The organism is Lentzea sp. NPDC006480 (assembly GCF_040611995.1).
Taxonomy (GTDB): domain Bacteria; phylum Actinomycetota; class Actinomycetes; order Mycobacteriales; family Pseudonocardiaceae; genus Lentzea.
The window spans coordinates 1-16068 of the sequence record NZ_JBEXPJ010000192.1 but is presented as its reverse complement, the minus strand read 5'-3'; the positions used below and the strand labels follow the sequence as shown (position 1 = coordinate 16068).

Genomic DNA, 16068 nt, shown 5'->3' with positions numbered 1-16068 from the left:
GAGAAAGCCACCACCGCGGCGGTGAAGGGCGGGAACTTCAGGCCTATCTGGGCGAGGATCTTGACGACGACCTCGGTGTCGACCACGACCTCTTGCTGGTCCGCGTTCTCGTACCGAGTGGCAACGCCCCAGGCGTCCGCCAGCCGCGCCACCGACTCCTCCACAACTACAAGCTATGTCACAGCTCGAAGCTTATTACCAGAGCAAATGGTCCCTGGTCACCCGAAGGGTGCAGGCCGGTCGAGACACCCACCCAGAGTGCATTTGATTAAACATCCGATGCTTCACCGGGAATGGCCACGACAGCCTCGACCTCGACCAGGAAATCGGGCCCGAACAACGCCGCGACCTGAACCAGCGTGCTCGCCGGGTTGGGCAGTTCGCCCAGCGCGGGCCGCAGAATCTCGTCGCGGACATCACGAATGGTCTGAACCTCCGACGCATCAAGCACATACCAGGTGAACTTGATGACATCCGACCAGTCCGCGCCGAGGTTTCTGATGACGTGATGAAGATTGCCCAACGCCTGCCGCGTCTGGGCGCCCAGGTCGTCCACCCCGACGACGCATCCCTGACGGTCGACCGCGACCTGGCCGGAGACGAAGGCGAGCTTCCCGGTGACCGCCACCGCGTGCGCGTAACCGGGCGTCGTCGGCAGCGCGGGCAGTTCGGTCAAACGCTCTTCGGCGGGCATGGCCTCACAGTACTTTCCCGGACATGCGCACTGCTCTGCGCGAGGCGGCCGCCGACGGCACGCGGGAGAACGGCAGGCTCGTCGAGGGCACCCGCGTGGAGATCATCGAGACGTGTTGCCGACCGGGCCGCTGGAGTTGCGCACGACCAGCCGCACCAGGTGGTCCGCCGGCTCGATCTCCCCGCCCCGGATCAGCGTGAACAGGTCCGCGACCGCCCGCTCCCCCTGCTCCTTCGCCGCACCCTCGACCGCGGTCAGCCCGACCACGCGGGTGAGTTCCTGCCCGTCCAGCGACACGATCGACACCTCGTCCGGCACCACGCGCCCGTCCCGTTGCACGCGCAGGTAGATGCCCAGCGCGGCGGCACCGTTCGAGCTGATCACGGCGGTCGGCATGCGTTCGCCGTCCAGCAGCACGTCGACGACCTGCTCGCCGCCGTCGACCGTCGGCGAGCACCAGACCGTCCACTCCGGACGGACCTCCAGGCCGGCGGCGAGCAGGATCTCGTCGTACGACTCGTCGACCCCGTCGGACAGCACCAGCGCCACGTCGCGATGCCCCAAGGACACCAGATGCGCGACGGCGGTCTCCAGCGCGTGGCGGAGATCCGTGTCGTCCACCGTGATGTGCGGGACCTCAAGCGACGAAAGCGCCGCCTGTTCGGGCTCTGTCAACGACATGGACAGCAGAAGCACTCCGTCCACCCGGCGCCCCAGCGGCAGCTCGTCGAAGAACTTCGCCCGCGACCCGACATCCCCGAGCACGTAGAGCAGCACGTCGTACCCGGCCTGCCGCAGCGCGCCCTCCGCACCGGCCAGCACCGGGCTGACCTCGGACGTCAGCACCGCGATCGCATAACGACGGCCACCGGCCAGCGAGGACGCGTCGCGCGCGATGGCGTACTTCATCCGCCGCGCGATCTCGCTCACGTGCTGCCTGGTCGCCTCGGACACGCCCGGTTCGCCGCGCAGGGCCCGCGATACGGTCGCAGCGGACACCCCTGCAGCCCTGGCCACATCGGACATGCTGGTCACGGCTCCGAGCGTATTGGAGATCCATGAAGCCCGGCGACCTCGCCCCCGACTTCACCCTGCCCGACCAGGACGGCGCCGACCGCAAGCTGTCCGAACTGCTGGAGAACGGCCCGGTCGTGCTCTTCTTCTACCCCGCGGCGATGACGGCCGGCTGCACCGCGCAGAGCTGCCACTTCCGCGACCTCGCCGCCGAGTTCACCGCGGCGGGAGCCCAGCGGGTCGGGATCTCGACGGACGACGTCGCGAAGCAGAAGCAGTTCGCGGAGCTGAACAACTTCGACTACCCGCTGCTGTCCGACGTCGACGGCGAGGTCGCGGAGCAGTTCGGGGTGAAGCGGCGGTTCGGGCCGATCCCGGTCAAGCGGCACACGTTCGTCATCGACACGGACCGCGAGGTCGTCGAGGTGATCAAGAGCGAGTTCTCGATGAACGCCCACGCGGACAAGGCGCTGGCGGCCCTCCAGAAGCTGGTCACCGATCGGTGATCGTCAGCACGCCGTAGGGCCCGGAAGCCTTGCCCTCGCGGACGGTCTTGCCGTCGACCGTGTACTTGCCGTGCACCTCGGCGCCGTCCGCACCGGCCACGACGACAAGCATCACGGACTCCGCCGCCGCGTCGGCCGGCACCTCGACGGTCTTCGTCCACGGCAGCGGCACGCTCGCCTGGTTGAACACGGTCGCGCCGACGGTCGCGGTGATGTTGAAGGCCGTGCCGGTCCCGGCCACCTCGAACACCACGACACGAGTGGCCGGCACCGGTGGCTCCGGCGCGACCGTGGTGGTCTCCACGGGGTCGAAGGTGCGCCGCAGCTGGTCCTCGACGTGCCTGCCGAACGTGAGCACGCCGCCGACCAGCAGCACCACGACCAGCAACATCACCCACGGCCACTTCGGCGACCTGGGCGGCTCGTGCAACGGCGGTGCGATGCCGTACTCGACCGGTTCATGCGACATGAAGACCCCCTCACCAGGGAGTTCGACCTCGCACCGCCCGTTGTTACCGGACTGCGGTGATCAACGTCCGCGCCCTCTCCAGGTACTCGTCGACGCTCCGCGCGGTCAGCTGGAAGTCGACGAACACCTCGTCCACGACACCCTCGACGCTCCGCACGTAGTCCACGAGTTCACCGGGGACGGGCAGGTTGATCCGCAACGGGAACCGCAGCCCGTCGGGATCCCGGCCGAACTCCGCGGCCTGCTGCCTGATCGACGCGATCGTGGCCTGAAGCATCGGCAGCGGCAGGCCGACGGCGAGCCAGCCGTCCGCCCGCCGCGCGATCCGGGTGAAGGCGGCAGGCACCAGCCCGGCGAGCAGTACCGGCGGGCGTGGGCGTTGCACGGGCTTGGCCTTCACCAGCGACTCCGGCACCGTCCACAACGGACCTTCATGCGCCACCACATCGCCGGCCCAGAACGCGTCGAGCACGTCCAGCGTCTCGTCGAGCCGCGCACCACGGCCCTCCCACGGCACCCCTACCGCCTGGTACTCGTCGCGCGACCACCCGGCTCCGATGCCGAGGTCGATCCGGCCGCCGCTGACCTGGTCCAGCGTCGTCACCGTGCGGGCGAGCAGCGCGGGCGGCTGCCACAGCGCGTTCACCGTGCTCGTGCCCAGCCGCACCCGTGACGTCGCGACCGCCACCGCCGCGAGCAGCGTCAGGGGATCGAGGAAGCTCTCGTAGGCGGACGGGATGACGCCGTCCCTGCTGACGTAGCGGTCGCGCGGGGCGACCGGGAGCAGCAGCCGGTCCCCCACCCACAGGCTGTCGAAGCCCATGCCCTCCGCCTCGACGGCGACCCGCAGCGCGGCGGCCGGGTCGGCGAAGACGCCGTACTGGGGCAGGGCGAGACCGAGTTTCATGGCTCAAAGCCAACCTCACACCCCTTTCTCCCGTCTTAATTCGCAGGTCAGCCACCGTGGACGCGCTCACATGGGAAACTGCCCGCCATGCGTTTCCAGCTGCTCGGTCCGGTCGAGGTGTCCGGCGACGACGGCCGGCCCGTCGCGCTGCCGGGTGCCCGCGCCAGGGCGATCCTCGCGATGCTGTTGATCTCCAGGCCGAACGTCGTCACCGCGAGCAGGCTGTTCGAGACCGGCCACACCGCGAAGGACCCGGTGAACGCGCTGCACGTGCAGATCGCGAAGCTCCGTGCCGCACTGCCGGAACCACGGCTCATCTCGGAACAGGGCGGCTACCGGCTGATCACCAAGCCGGGTGAGGTCGACGTCGACGTGTTCGCGGAAGCCTGTGCGAAAGGCGGAGCCGGGCTCCGGGAAGCGCTCGACACCTGGCGCGACCCGGTCGACTACGAGTTCGCCGCGGCCTGGCGGGCGGAACTGGAAGAACTCCGCCTCACCGCACTGGAGACCGTGCTCGAGGCCGAGATCGAGCAGGGCCCGCAGCCGATCCCCGAACTGACCGGGCTCGTCGCCCAGCACCCGCTGCGAGAACGTCTGGCCGAGCTGTTGATGCGCGCGCTGCACGCCGCCGGCCGGAAACCCGAAGCCCTCGTCGTGTTCAGCGAACTGCGCGAACGTCTGGCGGACGAACTGGGCGCCGACCCGTCACCCGAGATCGCCGCGCTGCACCTGGAGCTGCTGCGCGACGAGCCCGCGAAAGGCAACCTGCCACACCCGATCGGCAAGCTGACCGGCCGCGACACCGAGCTCACCGACCTGCGCCGGCTCCTGGCGGAACACCGGCTCGTGACCGTCACGGGCCCTGGTGGCGTCGGCAAGACCCGCACCGCCCGCGAACTGGGCCACCGCCTGCGCGACGGGTACCGCGACGGCGCCTGGATGATCGAGCTGGCCTCGCTGACCAGGGACGGCAGCGTGCTGGACGCGGTGGCGGCGACAGTGCTGCCGGACGAGGGTCGGGCGTCCCGTGACCGGTTGCTGTCGTGGCTGCGCGAGCGGGAAGCGTTGCTGGTGCTGGACAACTGCGAGCACGTCGTCGACGACGCCGCGGAGGCCGTGAGCCTGCTGCTGGGCCGCTGCCCGCGCCTGACCGTGCTCGCGACCAGTCGCGAACCGCTGTCGATCGAGGGCGAACACCGGTTCCCGCTGGCCCCGCTCGCGCTCCCCGACGCCATGCGGTTGTTCCGCGACCGCGCGCCCACCATCCGCGGCGACGACACCGCGCTGGCCCAGCTCTGCACGCGACTGGACGGCCTGCCGCTGGCACTCGAACTCGCCGCCGCGGGCACCCGGTTGTTCTCGCTCGGCGAGATCGAGTCCAGGCTGGACGGCCTGGCGAACAGCGCGCGCCACGCTCCCGCGCGCCACCACTCGCTGCGGTCGGTGCTGGACTGGAGCCACGACCTGCTGCCCGCCGCCGAACGCCGTGTCTTCGCAGGCCTTTCGGTGTTCCGCGACGGCTGCACGTTCACCGACGCGGAACGGGTGTGCGGCGCCGACGCGGCAGTGCTCGCCCGGCTGGTCGACAAGTCGCTGGTCGTGCCGGGCCGGGACGGCAGGTTCCGGCTGCTGGAAACCGTCCGCGTCTACGCCGAGTCGACCGCCGACACCACCGAGTTCCGCTCGCGCCACGCCGACGTGCTGCTGGCGTTCGCGCACGAGGTCTACGCCGGACTCAGCTCGACCAGGAAGGACGAGCTGCTCACCCGGTTCCTGGCCGAACTGCCGAACCTGCGCGCCGTGACGACGTGGCTGCTCGACACCAGGGACACTCCTCGCGCGCTCGCCCTGCACGGCGTGCTGGGCTACTTCTGGTACGTCAGCGGCCGTGAAGCCGAGGGCGTGCAGTGGCTGGGCCGCGCGCTCGCCGCCTTCGACGCGGCCCCACGGCCTGACTGCGACGGACCTCTCTCGCTGGCCCTCTCCTGGTACAGCTACCTCGGCTGGATGTCCGGGACGCTCGCCGATCCCTGGCAACCGGCCTCCCGCGTCCGGTCGCTGTACCGCACCACGTCCGTGCCGCAGGAGGTGCGGATCGCCCTGGTTGCGGTTGCCGTCGTGGCCGTCCACCTGCGCCCGGACGAGGCCAGGACCTGCCTTGAGGAGACCGAGCAGGCGCTGGCCGGCATCGACCACCCGTGGCTGCGGGCGATGCTCGACGCCGTCCGCTCCGACCTGCACCGCCGCGCCGGTGACCTGGAGGCGGCGGTGCGGGCCGCGACCGCGAACCTGCGCTACTTCGAGGGCATCGGCGACACGTTCGGCGTCGTCTACTCCGAACTGCGGCTGGGCGACGCCGAGGAACACGCCGGCCATCGCTCCCGCGCCCGCGAGAGGTGGACCCGCGCCCGCGATGCCGCTGGAGCAGGCCACTCCCCGATCAAGCGCGGCTACGCGGAGCTGCGCCTGGCCTACCTCGACCCCTCGGCCGCGGACCTCGCCGGACTCCGCGCCACCGCGCGCGAACTCGGCGCACACGACCTGGCCGCGGCGGCCACGAACCTGCTGGGCCTCGCGCACCTCGAACGAGGTGAGGCGGAAGCGGCGGCCGCGTGCTACCGGGAGACCGCGGCCGAGGCCCGTGCGTTGCCGGTGCGGACCGCCGTCGCGGCCGCGCACCTCGGGCGGGCCGGGGACGTGGCACGAGCGGTGCAGCGGATCACCGACCCGCTGCACCTCGCGGCCCTGCGGGTGGTGCTGCGGGACTTGGCCGGCATGGAGGAGATTCGGCGGACGCTGCCGGATCAGCTGAGCTGCACGCCCCTCGCAGCCCTGGTCTGAGCCGGCGGATCAGCAGGCTCGCGCACCCACCCTCGGCCCGAGCGAGCCCGATCAGGTGCCCGCCCCCTTCCCCACGCCCTCCCGCACCAGCCTCTCGACGTACCCGGCGCTCAACACCCCGGCGTCGTGCCGCCGGTACTCCTGCGCCAACATCTCCGCCCGAGCCCGATATCCCCCACCGGCCAACACCTTCCGCACGGCAGCCAGCACCGCCTTCTCCGACGGCGTGGACGTCCGCAGGTTCAGCCCCGCCCCGGACCGCTCCACCCGAGCGGCGACCTCCGGCTTGTCCTCGGTCATCCCCGCCACCACCAGCGGCACCCCCTGAGCCAACGCCAGCTGCACCCCGCCGAACCCACCGTTGGTCACCATCGCGGAAACCAGCGGCAGCAGCTGGTCGTACGGCAGGAACGGCGCAGCGAAAGCGTTGCCCGGCAACGTCCCCACGTCGTGCGAACCGACACTCGCCACGACGGTCACGTCCTCGTCGGCCAAAGCCCGGATCGTCGGCAGCACCAGTTGCCCGAGATCCATGTCGGCCACCGTGCCCTGCGTGACGTGCACGATCGGCCGGCCAGCACGCAGCATCCGGTCCCACCACGCAGGCAGCTCCACGTCCGGCGCCGGATCCACCAGCGCCCCGACGTACTTCACCTGAGCCGGCAGGTGAGCCCGCGGATGCTCCAGCCCCGCGACGCCGTTCTGCAGGTGCAGATGCGGCGACACGCTCGCCAGCCCGCGCTCCCCGGCAGGCAGCCCGAGCGTCGACAGGATCCGGTCCCGGTGCTCGAACACCGGCTTGAACACCACGTTGTCCAGCAGCCCGCGCACCGCCGCGTACGACAGCCGCGCCGCCAAACCCGACCGGTACCTCATTCCCGGCCCGAACGGCGGCACGTCGGCGGCGGGGAGCATCATCGGCGTGACGCCGACCGAAACCGCGCGCGGCCCGCCGAGCTGTTCGAGCACGGGAGCGCCGACGTACGCGGTGTCGTGCAGCACGAGATCGGCCGGCCGCTGGGTCAGCAGCCGGCGGAGATCGGAGACCTGGGCGGGGATGGGGTCGAGGAACACCGCGCGCATGTCGTAGCGCAGCTTGGCGACGCCCTTGAGCTTGGTGCGCTCGGGGAACAGCGTGTCGACGTTGCGGCCCATGTGGTCGATCGACGGGTCCATCGCCACGAACTCCGCACCCGTCGCGGTGATGCGGTCCTCGAACACCCGGCCCGTGCACCAGCGCACGCGGTGGCCGTGGTCGATGAGAGCGCGGGCGATGGGCAACAGCGGTACGACGTGACCGGGCACGGGCATGGTGGCGAACAACAGGTCCATGCCCGCACTAGATCAAGCGGACCTTTCCCCGCCCTTTCCGTCGCCGGAAAGGCCGGCCAGCACGAAGTCCGCGATCTCCCCGGCCAGCACCAGCGGCGGTTTCGGACCGTCCGGCCGGTACCACATGGGCAGCTGGTTCACGACGCCCACCGCGATCCGCACCACCGTGTCCGCGGGCACCGACGAGCTGAAGGAGCCGTCCGCCTGCCCCTTCTCGATCACCGCGAGGAACGTCTCGTGGTACCGGCGGCGCTCGGCCCTGAACTCGGTCATCCGGTCCTCGCCGAGCCGGTGCAGCTCCCGCACGAACACCGCGGTCTCGTCGACCCGCTCGGCCGTCGAGACCACCAGCGAGCACAGGATCTCCCGGACCGTCTCGGCGGACGACAGCCCAAGACCGACGATCCGGTCCAGGTCGGCCGACTGGGAGGTGATCAGCAGCCGGTAGATCTCGAAGAGCAGGTCGTCCTTGGCGCGGAAGTAGTGGTACAGCGCGCCTTTGGTCACCTCCGCGGCCGTGACGATCTCCTGCACCGAGGTCGCGTCGTAGCCCTGCGACGCGAACAGGCGCACGGCCGCGTCGATGATCTTCTGCTCGGTCGGGCCGGGCATCGTCAGGCCCGGGGTGCCAGCGCGCGTACCTGCTCGACCTGGTCGCCACCGGTCGGGAGCAGCGCGATGATCGGGGTGTCGACGCCCGCGGCCTGGTACTCGGCGACGCGTGCCCGGCACCGGTCCAGCGAACCGTGCACGACCAGCGCGTCCACGACCTCGTCCGGGATGGACTTCGACGCGGCCTTGCGGTCACCGGCGGCCCACGCCTCGTGCATCGGCCGCAGCACCTCGCCGCGGCCCAGCCAGTCGTGGAACGCCGCGTAGGCGGGCACGGTCAGGTACGTGCTGATCAGCATGCGTCCCAGAGCGCGCGCGGCATCGGCGTCCTCGGTCGGGCAGACGAAGATCCGGGCGGCCAGTTCGGCGGCACCGAGCTCCTGCCGGACCTGCGCCACGTCCTCGGCGGCCAGCCAGTTCGTGATGGCACCGTCGGCTTCCCGGCCGGCGAGACGCAGCATGTTCGGCCGCAGCGCGGCCAGCATGATCGGCACCTTCTCGGCCGGCGGGCGCTCCAGCTTGAAGCCCGAGACCTTGAACGTGTCGTACTCGGCGGTGACCTTCTCCCCCGCCAGCGCCGCCTTCAGGAAGCGCAGCGTGTCGCGGGTCCGCTTGAACGGCTCCTCGAACGGGATCGCGTTCCAGCGCTGCACGATCGCGGGCGAGGACGAGCCGATGCCCAGCACGAACCGGCCCCCTGTCACCTCGGCCATCGTCGCCGCGGTCATCGCCAGCGTCGCGGGCCCGCGGGTGTAGACGGGCGCGATCGCCGGGCCGAAGCGCAGCTCGGAGGACCACTGCGCGGCGAGCGCGAGCGGCGTGAACGCGTCCGTGCCGGTCGTCTCGGCCGACCACACGTCCGTGTAGCCGAGTCCCGCGAGCTCGGACACCAGCGCGCGGTGCTCCAGCACCGGCACGCCGATCAGCGGCAGCGTGATTCCCCAACGAGCCATGAACAGCCTCCAAGTCAGCGACTTGGAGCCCACCCTACCGACCGGTCGGTATGCCTACAACTTCCTGGCGAAAGTGAGCCCGTCCGCGATCGGCACCAGCACGGACTCCACCCGCGGGTCACGCCGCACGAACTGGTTGAACGCGTCGATCGCGGCGGCGTTGCCCTCTGGCTGCTCAGAGGCGGCCTCGCCGTAGTAGAGCGTGTTGTCCGCGAGCAGCAGGCCGCCCTGACGCACGCGCGGCACCAGCAGCTCCCAGTAATGCACGTAGCCGACCTTGTCCGCGTCGATGAACACCAGGTCGATGACCGGCTCCTCGGGCAGCTCGGCCAGCGTCTGCGCGGCCGCTCCGAGGCGCAGGTCGATCTTGTCGCGCACGCCCGCGGCCGCCCACGCCTCCTCGGCGATCGTGGTCCACTCGACCGAGATGTCGCAGGTGATGATCTTGCCGTGCGGGGGAAGCGCCTGCGCGAACGCGAGCGTGGAGTACCCGGTGTACGTGCCGACCTCGACGATCGTCTGCGCGCCGGTGAGCTTGACCAGCAGGGACAGCAGGACGGCCTGCTCGTGCGGGATCTGCATCTCCGCCGAGTCGCCGAGCTCCAGCGTCCTCGCGATCAGCTTCTCCTGCACCGCGGTGGGCTGGCCTGCCTGCTTGCGCACGTACTGGTAGATCTGCGGGGTCATGACCACGGTCTTGAAGTCGTTCACGCGCGGCCTTCCTTCATAGTCGAGTGGCGAACGCCTTGAGTGTGTCGCTGACGATGACGCTGTACTCAGGCCGCAGCGGGTGTTTCGCGAGATCGTGGCCGATTGCGGACAGCACGGCGGCGCGGTGCGCGCGGTAGCGGCTCACGCACACGTTCTCCCGGCTGACGAGGAAGAACTCGTCGAACCGGGCGCGCTCGGCGTCGGTGGTGGGCACGCGCGTACGCCCCGACTCGCGCAGCAGCGAGTTGCCGCCGGGCACGAGTCTGCGCATGACCTCCATGTGTGCCAACAGGTTCGCCTTGCTCGCGGTGGAAACGGGTGCGGCCGCCACGGGCCCCAGTGCGGTACGGGCCCGGCGCAGCAGACCGGGCAGCGGCTCGTAGTCACGAGCCCACCGCCCGCTGAACGCCGGGTCGAACGCCATCATCATCGGCCGGATGACGTCCTCGTACACCTCACGGGAACAACTGCCCGAATAGGCAAGCATGACCGAGTACGCGTCATATCCAAGCGCAGTGAGGCGGACTAGTTGCGAATCAGGCTCGCGTATCAACCGATCGAGTGAAGCCGAAAGAAACCTCCAGACGAGAAATGCGCCGTGATGTCCGAGAAACCACCGGTGGACGGCGCGCTCGACCGGATCGTCAGGCGTGCCGATGTCGATTGGAATCTGATAGCAGCCGTTCGCGCACGGAATCAGTTCCGCACCCGGCATCGGCATGCGCAGCACGGGCAGGTCGACCCAGGTGTGACCCCAGGCGGGCAGGCAGACCGGGGCGCTCATCGCCCATCCTCCACTTCGGACACGATCACGTCGAGGAGGTCGGCAGTGCTGCTCAGTGCCGCGTCAAGTGGCCGATCTTCCACGATCGGCGGCACTTCCCGCGCGATCCGGTCGAACACCTCCGCGAGCTTCGGGGCCTGTGGCCTGCGCGCACCGACGTGCACGGCCTGGCGCAGCCCGATCGCGAGCCCGGCGTGCAGGTAGCGCAGCAGTCCGGCCTGGTCGAGGGCGGTGAACGCGGCCTGGGTGCCGAACGGGACGACGTCCTGGTTGTGCAGGTTCGTCGGCAGGCTCTGCACCGAGGCCGGCATGGCGGCGCGGCGCATCGCGGCCACCGTCGCCGTCGTGCACAGCTGGACGCCTTGCAGCGCGTGGTGTTTCCCGGGCTGCGGACTGAGCATCGGCGGCAATCCGTTGGTGCGATGGGGATCCACCAGGAGGTCCAGCTGGCGTTCGGCCAGGTTGCCCAGCTGGGTGAGCGCGACGTTGAGCTGGTCGGCCGCGAAGGCGCTGGGCTGACCGAAGAAGTTGCCGCCGTGCACGACTTCTCCGGTCTCCGGGAAGAACAACGGGTTGTCGCTCACGCCGTTGAGGTCGCGCCGCACGACCACGTCCGCGTGCCGCACGCTCGTGCCGGCCGCACCGATCAGCTGTGGTGCGCACCGGATGCTGTAGGCCTCCTGCAGCGGCCGTTCGCCGGTCGGCGTGCTGCCTTTCAGCCAGGTCCTGATGGCGGCACCGGTGTCCGCGACGTCCGGATGGCCGAACGCGGCCAGCAGCTCGACCGAGGTGAACTCACGGCCGCAGCCGAGAACGTCGGTCATCAAGGCGGACAACAGCTCCGCGGTCCGGTGCGAGCGGTTCGCCTGTGCCACAGCGAGTCCGAGTGCTGCGGCGGTCACCGAAATGCCGTTCACCAGGGCGAGCGCGTCACGTCCGTCGAGCTCCAGTGTCCGGAGCCCGGCTTGAGCCAGCGCTTGTCCCGCCGGCATGAGCTGACCCCGGAAGAACGCGTTCCCGTTGCCGCGCAACGCATGCGCGACGTAAGCCAGCGGCTGGAGGTCACCGCTCGCGCCGACCGAGCCGAGCCGCGGCACGGCGGGTGCGAACTCGGTGCCCAGCATGGCGATCAGCGCTTCGACGACGTGCTCCGACACACCGGATCGCCCTTGTGCCAACGAGAAGAGCCGCGCCAGCACGGCCGCGCGGGCGATCGCCGGTGGCATCAGCTCACCGTGCCCGACGATGTGGTGGATGATGGTGTTGTCGCTCTGACCAGCGCCGTCCGCTCTGCCCGCGAACTCGACGAGTGGACCGAAACCCGTTGTGACACCGTAGATCGCGCGTCCGGAGCCGCTGACGTCGAGCACGAACTCGCGGCAGTGCCTGATCCGTGCTCGCACGCCGTCGGGAAGTTCGACGTGCAGCGGATCTCGCGCGAGCTCGAGATGGGCAGGTTCGAGTGCCGCTGCCAGGTTCACGGCAGCGGAAGATGTTCCGACAGGCACGACGCCTCCTGTGGACGACGATTCGGGGAGCCTCTCGCGACGATCCCCGTTGACCTGTCGGCGAGGAAGGGCCTAAACGCTCTACACGAACAAATATCAGCCGTCTGCGGGCGTCAGCAGTCCGCCAGAACGGTGATCGAACTCTCCGCTCACGATTCGGGCCAAAAGACCGGCGGACTGCTCCACCGGAGTGAACCTGCCCTGCTCACGCTGAGATCTGGCCCACGTCGCGATGCGCTGCTCGTGCGGGTTGCTGGAGTCAAGCGCGCAGCCGCGGCCCATCAGGCCGACGTCGACCATGCCGGGGTCGTAGCTCAGCACCGCGATCGGCCGTCGTTTGAGCTCGATCGCGAGGTTCTCGGTCAGCTTGATCACGGCGGCCTTCGACACCGAGTACGCCGTGACGTAAGGCCAGCGGTGCACACCGGCGTTGCTGACCACGTTGATGATCCGCCCGCTCGTCATGGTGCGAATCGCCGCGTTCATGGCCGTCGCGGTGCCGCGCAGGTTGACCTCGAACGTGCGCCACCAGTCGTCCTCGTCGACCTGCCAGGTGGACCCGACCGGCCCGCCGAGCGCGCCGTTGTTGACCAGCACGTCAAGATCGCCGAGGCTCTCGATGAGCTTCGGCGTCGCGTGCGGGTCGGCGAGGTCGGCGACGTGCGTCTCGACGTCGACGCCCTTGGCCTTCAGCTCTGTTCCGGCGGCGTCCAGGGCCTTCTCGTCGCGGCCCGTGATGACGAGCTGATGTCCTTGCGCGCCAAGGACTTCACTGAACGCCCTGCCGAGCTCCTTGGCACCGCCGGTGATCAGGACTCGCACTGTGGATCCTTCTGGGGATCCTTGAGCAGCCGGCGCAGGACCTTGCCGGAGACCGACCTGGGTATCTCTTCCACGAACTCAACCTGGCGCACCTTCTTGAAAGGCGCCACCTCCGCTGCCACGAACGCGATGAGCTGCTCGGCGGTGACGTCGCCTTGCGTCACCACGAACGCCTTGGGCACCTCGCCGTTAGCCCGATCGGGCGCACCGACGACCGCCGCGTCCTTCACTGCGGGATGCCTGCGCAACAACGCTTCCAGCTCGGCGGGCGCGACCTGGTAGCCCTTGTACTTGATCATTTCCTTGATGCGGTCCACGACGTGGAACCGGCCGTTGTGGACACGCACCAGGTCACCGGTCCTGAGCCATCCGTCCACGAAGGCCTGTCGGGTGGCTTCCTCGTCGTTCAGGTAGCCGTCCATGACCTGCGGGCCGCGGATGAGCATCTCGCCCTGCACGGTGTCGTTCGTCGTGCCCGGTTCGACGATGCGCGCTTCCGTGCCGGGACTGAGGACTCCGACGCTCTGCGGGTCTGTTTCCGTGTCGTCGTCGAACGTCTGGTGCGTGCCGCCTGCCTCGGTCAGGCCGTAGCCCTGCCGCACGGGGGCGTTCAGCTTTCGTTCGGCTTGTTGGCGTGTTGCGTCGTCGAGAGGGGCGGCACCGCAGAGTACGAGCTTGAGGTGTCGCGGTGGCGCCGATCCTTCGTGGTCCGCGATGGCGGCGGCCAGTGGTGGCACGAGGAACGCGCGGGTGACCTTGTGCTCGTCGAGGCGTCGTAAGTACGTGCCGGCGTCGCTGCGGGGCATGGTGACGAGCGTGGCGCCGCCGAGCAGCCCTGAGTTCAGGATGATCGCGAAGCCGTAGATGTGGAAGAACGGCAGGTTCGCGGCGAGCACGTCGGTCTCGTCGATGCGCCAGCCCTGGCGTTGCTGCTCGAGGTTGGCGACGAGGGCTCGGTGGCTGAGCGCGACGGCCTTGGTGATCCCGGTGGTGCCGCTGGAGAAGAGGATCGCCGCGGTGCGTCCCGGCTCAGTTTGCGGGAGCTGTGCCGTGTCGTCTCGCGGCAGGTCGTCGAGGTCGAGCGTTCTGGCGACGTTCGCGAGCGTCTTGAGCCGCCCGATCTCCTGATGTGTCAGGAGCGGGTTGATCAGCGCGGCCGTCGCTCCCGCGGCCATGACCGCGTGCAACCCGACGGCGTACCTCGGCCGGTTCAGACTGGTGATCGCGATGGTGTCGCCGGGCTTGATCCCTTGGGCCACAAGGCCTCTGGCGGTTGCGTCGACGTCGTGTTTGAGATCGGCGTAAGTGAGCGCCTCGCCCGTGACGGCGTCTTCGAGCGCGACCTTGTCGTCGCTGCGCCAGAGAACGTGTGCGGGGACCGTGGTCGCAGGGACGGCCACCGCGGGCAGGGGGCTGCGGTAGATCACTTGCTCGGCTCCGGTTCCACGCCGCCAGTTCTTGGCGGCGTGGCCGGAGATTACTACTAGAGCGAGACTCCGCGAGCCGCCAACCAGCCCACCGGGTTGATCTTCTCCGAGCCGCCGGCCCACACCTCGAAGTGCAGGTGCGGTCCGGTGCTCTGACCGCGGTTGCCGATCGTCGCGATCTGCTGTCCGGCCTTGACCTTCGCACCCTGCGGCACGTCAATGGTGTTCATGTGCCCGTAGACGGTGATCGTGCCGTCCTCGTGCTGAATGCGCACCCACAGCCCGAAGCCGGACGCGGGCCCGGCCTCGACGACCGTGCCGTCCATGGCCGCCACGATGGGCGTGCCGATGGCGTTGGCGATGTCGACACCCATGTGGCTGGTGCCCCACCGCGCGCCGAAGCCGGACGTGAACTCCCCCTGCGCCGGCCTGACGCACTTCGGCCGCTTGGCGTCTTCCTCGGCCTGCTTGCGGGCCTGCTCGGCCTTGGCCGCTTCCTCGCGCTTGGTGAAGTCGGCCTGAGCTGTCCTGAGCGCCTCGCGGACGTTGAACTGCACCTGAATCTGCTCGGCCTGCAACAGCTTGCGCGTCTCGGCGCTCGTGTCCAGCGAGTGGATCGTGGTGATGCCCTGCTCAGGCTGCGCCGTCATGGCCGCCGCGAGGTTCTTCGTCGCGGCGACGGGGACGATGCGGTCCACGGGCGTGACCGTGGCCACCGCCTGGGTGAAGCCGGCGCCGGCCAGGGCGCCCGCGGCCACTACAGCCGCGACGGCCTTCTTGCGGTCCAGGTCGACTCTGGCGATGACGTCCACCAGGTGGCCCTTCGCTCGATGCCGTGCCAAGACTTGCCTCCATGCACTCGGGGGAGTCCGGTAACCGCTCTCGTGCGTTTCGGGCTGGGGGCCTTGGCGCGGCCTGGCTTCGGGGGCCTGGCGTGGTTGCAGGCCTCTCGGCTCTGCTGCGGGCTTCCTGTCGTCCACCAGTGGGACTCGGGGCCTACTGGCGGGCGTCGTGTCGCCCTGGGCGGACTGGACCGTTTCGGGGGTGGTCCGTGTCCTCGCGGTTATCGAACTGTGACATGCGGCAGGGAACGTAACCTCGCGTCACCGCACTGAGCAAGCCATGTGGGCGTTTAGGTGATGAGGCCCACGATTGATAACGCTACGTAGCGATGCGATGCGACGGTTGATTAACTCGCTTTAGACCAATCCCAGTCTTGGTGTTTGTACTGGTCAGTCGCTTTATCGAGAAAGCCTGGCGAGCGGGTTTGCGGGCTGGGTCACGCTCCTGATGGTTACGAGGCGTGCCTGGGCGGGCGCTTCGTTCGGCCACGGTGCTCACGCCTCCGGCAACGGGTGCACCCGACGGGTTCTGAGCCGCTCAGAGGCGATCGAGCGTGCGCATGCACGCCTTGCGTGTGTGATGACGGCCCTCGATGGCGAGCTTGCCGCCTGGCGCCGGCTTGAAGTTCGAGCGCTGGGTCTCGAT

The 16068-nt window shown here is 69.5% G+C and carries 15 protein-coding genes; 2 read left to right on the top strand and 13 right to left on the bottom strand.

What is annotated here, in order from left to right:
- Window positions 1-268: 268 nt before the first annotated feature.
- Both ABZX92_RS40385 and ABZX92_RS40380 read right to left on the bottom strand, forming a co-directional pair.
- The gene (locus ABZX92_RS40385) at window positions 269-694 is read right to left on the bottom strand and encodes a RidA family protein (RefSeq protein WP_355570760.1); all 426 of its coding nucleotides are present in this window, start codon (window positions 692-694) and stop codon (window positions 269-271) included.
- A gap of 102 nt (window positions 695-796) precedes the next feature.
- On the bottom strand, window positions 797-1720 hold the full coding sequence (locus ABZX92_RS40380) for a LacI family DNA-binding transcriptional regulator (protein WP_355570761.1): 924 nt from the start codon (window positions 1718-1720) through the stop codon (window positions 797-799).
- 32 nt (window positions 1721-1752) lie between these two features.
- Between ABZX92_RS40380 and ABZX92_RS40375 the strand changes: the two genes are divergently transcribed.
- Window positions 1753-2214, top strand: coding sequence for a peroxiredoxin (locus tag ABZX92_RS40375; RefSeq protein WP_355570759.1), 462 nt, complete (start codon window positions 1753-1755; stop codon window positions 2212-2214).
- Here ABZX92_RS40375 and ABZX92_RS40370 read toward each other — a convergent pair.
- Together ABZX92_RS40370 and ABZX92_RS40365 are read right to left on the bottom strand one after the other, a co-directional pair.
- Complete coding sequence (locus tag ABZX92_RS40370; protein WP_355570758.1) at window positions 2201-2683, bottom strand: MmpS family transport accessory protein; 483 nt, start codon at window positions 2681-2683, stop codon at window positions 2201-2203. The two genes, ABZX92_RS40375 and ABZX92_RS40370, sit on opposite strands and share 14 nt — an antisense overlap.
- A 43-nt stretch (window positions 2684-2726) precedes the next feature.
- Window positions 2727-3590 (bottom strand): TIGR03619 family F420-dependent LLM class oxidoreductase, encoded by an 864-nt coding sequence (locus tag ABZX92_RS40365; protein WP_355570757.1) that lies wholly within the window; start codon window positions 3588-3590, stop codon window positions 2727-2729.
- An 87-nt stretch (window positions 3591-3677) separates the two neighbouring features.
- Here ABZX92_RS40365 and ABZX92_RS40360 point away from each other — a divergent pair, with 87 nt between their 5' ends.
- Window positions 3678-6431 (top strand): BTAD domain-containing putative transcriptional regulator, encoded by a 2754-nt coding sequence (locus ABZX92_RS40360; protein ID WP_355570756.1) that lies wholly within the window; start codon window positions 3678-3680, stop codon window positions 6429-6431.
- Window positions 6432-6482: 51 nt separating this feature from the next.
- Here the strand turns inward: ABZX92_RS40360 and ABZX92_RS40355 are convergent, their stop codons facing one another.
- The 9 genes from ABZX92_RS40355 to ABZX92_RS40315 form a co-directional block, all read right to left on the bottom strand.
- Entirely contained in the window at window positions 6483-7763 is a 1281-nt protein-coding gene (locus tag ABZX92_RS40355; RefSeq protein ID WP_355570755.1) for a nucleotide disphospho-sugar-binding domain-containing protein, read from the bottom strand.
- Between the two features lie 12 nt (window positions 7764-7775).
- Complete coding sequence (locus tag ABZX92_RS40350) at window positions 7776-8375, bottom strand: TetR/AcrR family transcriptional regulator (protein ID WP_355570754.1); 600 nt, start codon at window positions 8373-8375, stop codon at window positions 7776-7778.
- 2 nt (window positions 8376-8377) lie between these two features.
- Window positions 8378-9328, bottom strand: a complete 951-nt coding sequence (locus tag ABZX92_RS40345) for an LLM class F420-dependent oxidoreductase (RefSeq protein WP_355570753.1) — start codon at window positions 9326-9328, stop codon at window positions 8378-8380.
- Window positions 9329-9382: 54 nt separating this feature from the next.
- Window positions 9383-10039, bottom strand: a complete 657-nt coding sequence (locus ABZX92_RS40340; RefSeq protein WP_355570752.1) for an O-methyltransferase — start codon at window positions 10037-10039, stop codon at window positions 9383-9385.
- Between the two features lie 13 nt (window positions 10040-10052).
- Window positions 10053-10823, bottom strand: coding sequence for an L-tyrosine 3-hydroxylase (locus ABZX92_RS40335; protein ID WP_355570751.1), 771 nt, complete (start codon window positions 10821-10823; stop codon window positions 10053-10055).
- A complete protein-coding gene (locus ABZX92_RS40330) occupies window positions 10820-12304 on the bottom strand; it encodes an aromatic amino acid ammonia-lyase (RefSeq protein WP_355570750.1) in 1485 nt (494 codons plus the stop codon). The genes ABZX92_RS40335 and ABZX92_RS40330 overlap by 4 nt, the downstream gene beginning before the upstream one ends.
- A gap of 123 nt (window positions 12305-12427) precedes the next feature.
- Entirely contained in the window at window positions 12428-13153 is a 726-nt protein-coding gene (locus ABZX92_RS40325; RefSeq protein ID WP_355570749.1) for an SDR family NAD(P)-dependent oxidoreductase, read from the bottom strand.
- Complete coding sequence (locus ABZX92_RS40320) at window positions 13141-14580, bottom strand: AMP-binding protein (RefSeq protein ID WP_355570748.1); 1440 nt, start codon at window positions 14578-14580, stop codon at window positions 13141-13143. The genes ABZX92_RS40325 and ABZX92_RS40320 overlap by 13 nt, the downstream gene beginning before the upstream one ends.
- 56 nt (window positions 14581-14636) lie before the next feature.
- Window positions 14637-15422, bottom strand: coding sequence for a M23 family metallopeptidase (locus ABZX92_RS40315; RefSeq protein ID WP_355570747.1), 786 nt, complete (start codon window positions 15420-15422; stop codon window positions 14637-14639).
- Window positions 15423-16068 lie beyond the last annotated feature (646 nt).